The 2,382-nt window shown below is 61.3% G+C and carries 3 protein-coding genes and 1 pseudogene; 2 read left to right on the top strand and 2 right to left on the bottom strand.

Annotated features, from left to right (window positions below):
• A pseudogene (locus ACK4OE_RS25625) lies at window positions 1-134 on the top strand (BMP family ABC transporter substrate-binding protein); the annotation flags it as partial.
• 124 nt (window positions 135-258) lie between these two features.
• On the opposite strand, the gene ACK4OE_RS25620 reads toward ACK4OE_RS25625, so the two are convergent.
• Together ACK4OE_RS25620 and ACK4OE_RS25615 are read right to left on the bottom strand one after the other, a co-directional pair.
• On the bottom strand, window positions 259-690 hold the full coding sequence (locus tag ACK4OE_RS25620; RefSeq protein ID WP_182119570.1) for a DUF4087 domain-containing protein: 432 nt from the start codon (window positions 688-690) through the stop codon (window positions 259-261).
• A complete protein-coding gene (locus ACK4OE_RS25615; RefSeq protein WP_182119571.1) occupies window positions 687-1,586 on the bottom strand; it encodes a glycoside hydrolase family 19 protein in 900 nt (299 codons plus the stop codon). Before ACK4OE_RS25615 ends, ACK4OE_RS25620 begins: the two co-directional genes overlap by 4 nt.
• Window positions 1,587-1,775: 189 nt before the next feature.
• Between ACK4OE_RS25615 and ACK4OE_RS25610 the strand changes: the two genes are divergently transcribed.
• Window positions 1,776-2,382, top strand: a 607-nt coding sequence (locus ACK4OE_RS25610) for an ATP-binding cassette domain-containing protein (protein ID WP_409889235.1), incomplete at its 3' end; no start/stop codon positions are given.

Below are 2,382 nucleotides of genomic sequence, written 5' to 3'. Positions count from 1 at the left end.
CCCCCTTGGGCACGTTCGAGAAGAAGGTGCCCGCTGACATCGTGGCCAAGGTCAAGGCAAAAGAGGCGGACATCCTGGCGGGCAAGTTCACCGTGAAGGTGGACGACAGCCAGCCCAAGTCGACGGCCAAGTAGTTACCGAATTCAGCGGGCGCCAAGGCGCCCAGTTTGCTGCGGCGTTTCTGGCGGTCTCGTGCTGAACTGACATGCCGCCGCATCACCCAACCACCGCGACCCGGCAGTGGGTTGTTCACGCGTATCACTTCAGCGGATTGAACGGTTCCTCCCCCTTTATCGCGGGATCTTTGCGGCAGGTCTGCAGTGGCATGGAGCGCGCTTGCACCATCTGGAGTATTTTGCGTTCGTCCCTGTCGACGCGGGCCTTGATGCAAACGCATCCATACCCAGCGCTGCCGTGACCCGTGCGCACCCAGCGCGCCGAGGTGAAGGCCGGCAGGTTGCCCTCCGCCTGATGGCCGCCCTGCATCGCGATCTCCCAGCGGCCATCGCGGTCCAGAAGTTCCACGTTACCGGGAGTGGGGTTGTCTAGCCATCCGCACAAGGTAGGAAGCGCGGTGGTCCTGCTGGCACTGGTCGATGCCTGTGCGGCATTGATTGACGGGATGCAAGCAATACTCACTAAGGCACTCCACAACAGCCCGTGCATCCGACGTCGAAATGCACGCGTCATGGGGTTACCTCCTCATTGACTCTGGCGACTCGGGCCTTGAGCAGAATTTTCTCAAACTGCAACGCGATTGCGGCGATGTCGGCGGCATGGTCGCTGCCGTTCACCATCCCGCGCGCTGCCACATAGTTCGTTGCGCCGGCGCTGAAATATTGGGGGAAACTGCGGCCGTTTGCGAACCCTCGTCCAGTCCGCATGCCATGCGACATCAATGCGTAAGCCACTTCCGGTGTCTTCACGAGCTCTGGATTGACCAGCAGATCGAGTCCACGCCCTAATGCAACCCCTGAAGTCGCATAGTTTGACCACCAGGTCAGCTGCACGTAGCCCCGGCCAAAATACGCCTGCTCCACTCCATCATCGCGGGCGTAAACTGCGTCAGCCACGCCCCCATCGACCGTTCCCATCTTGGCATTCCTGGTGACTGGTGAAATCAACCCGGCAGGCGACACCGTGAACTGATCGCCATCCTGCTCTGTGATTCTCACAGACCCGCTAGGGAGTTGCTTGACCTTCACGGGCTCATGGTACCTGCGACCATTGCCCCGCCCGACTTCGTCAACAGGTGCCATGGTCATCAGCCACTTGCGCTCGCGCACCATGACCGGTTGTTTGTGCTTGTCCACCAGAGGACGGCCTTTCTTGCTCAACGCGGGGCGGGAGATTGTGGTCGGAGAAGTCGTCTCCCACATGACTGTCGCCAGCATGTAGGCTACCTGCCGCACATCGGTGATACCGGGGTCGCGTTCCATCATGCCCAACAGCGTAACCATGTCGGGGATAGCAGCGGCGTTGTACCGGCCACTCTTGCTGAATTGCGCTGTGAACTCGTTCTGGAAAATGGACCGATCGTAGAGGCCGGAGTGCCCATAATCGGTTCTTGGGAGTGTGGTGGTCATGCCAGGTAAGTGAAGGGGATGTGTTGAGGCTGCAAGCCGCGGGAACCGCAGACTGCAGAATCCTATGCAGAGACAGGGGATGGGCGTTCCCTCGCCACGCATCCAATTGAAACTGCTGTGACAAAAATCGCTCCAGCCTACAGAACGCAGCAGGGCGACCTGCCATCAATCTTGAATACCATCTGGGCCATGACCACCCCCGTGCTGAAGCTCGCGAATATCACCAAGCGTTTTGGCAAGCTCGTTGCCAACGTCAGCATCAGCCTGACGCTCGCACGCGGCGAAGTGCTGGCCCTGCTGGGCGAAAACGGCGCGGGCAAGTCCACGCTGATGTCCATCCTCTTCGGGCACTACGTGGCCGACGAAGGCAGCATCGAAGTCTTCGGCCAGCCCCTGCCCCCCGGCCAGCCGCGTGCGGCGCTGGCTGCGGGCATTGGTATGGTGCACCAGCACTTCACGCTGGCCGACAACCTCACGGTGCTGGACAACGTGCTCCTGGGCAGCGAGCCGCTGTGGCAGCCTTTCTCGCGCCGCAGCGACGCACGCGCCAAGCTGCTGGCCGTGTCGCAGCAGTTTGGCCTGCCAGTGAGCCCCGATGCGAAGGTCGGCAGTCTCTCGGTGGGCGAGCGCCAGCGGGTGGAAATTTTGAAAGCGCTCTACCGGGGCGCCCGCATTCTGATCCTGGATGAACCCACTGCCGTGCTCACCCCGCAGGAGAGCGAGGCACTGTTCGACACCCTGGCACAGATGGTGGCGCAGGGCCTGTCCATCATCTTTATCAGCCACAAGCTGGGCG

Origin of the sequence: Acidovorax sp., assembly GCF_046314175.1 — a bacterium.
GTDB lineage: Bacteria > Pseudomonadota > Gammaproteobacteria > Burkholderiales > Burkholderiaceae_C > Acidovorax.
This window is presented reverse-complemented; position numbering and strand designations above follow the sequence as displayed.